At 58.3% G+C, this 288-nt stretch carries 1 protein-coding gene; it reads left to right on the forward strand.

Annotated features, from left to right (window positions below; all coding sequences use genetic code 11):
• Positions 1 to 14 precede the first annotated feature (14 nt).
• The coding region (locus SB719_RS19600; RefSeq protein WP_412159661.1) for an FRG domain-containing protein at positions 15 to 288 on the forward strand (274 nt) is incomplete at its 3' end.

A 288-nucleotide genomic window follows, 5' to 3' on the forward strand; every position in this document is an offset into this window, starting at 1 on the left:
CTACCGAGGACGATATGGTGCTCGCTGAGGCGAACACCCTCAAGCTTGCCCGACGCGAGTGGCGCTTTGATCACTTGGCAGCTCTGGAGTTGATGGCACATCTGCAACACCTGGGTGGTCCCACACGGCTTCTCGATGTCAGCGTCAATCCTCTTATCGCGACCTGGTTCGCCGTGGAAAGAAATGAAGCCGACGATCGATTTGACGGGCGGTTGTTCGCATTCAGCGTTGACCGCAGAATCGAGCTGGCTCCAGAGCACAACGGTCGTTTCCCGCGGTGGCACACGT

Origin of the sequence: Pantoea sp. SIMBA_079 (assembly GCF_046940275.1) — a bacterium.
Lineage (GTDB): Bacteria > Pseudomonadota > Gammaproteobacteria > Enterobacterales > Enterobacteriaceae > Pantoea > Pantoea borealis.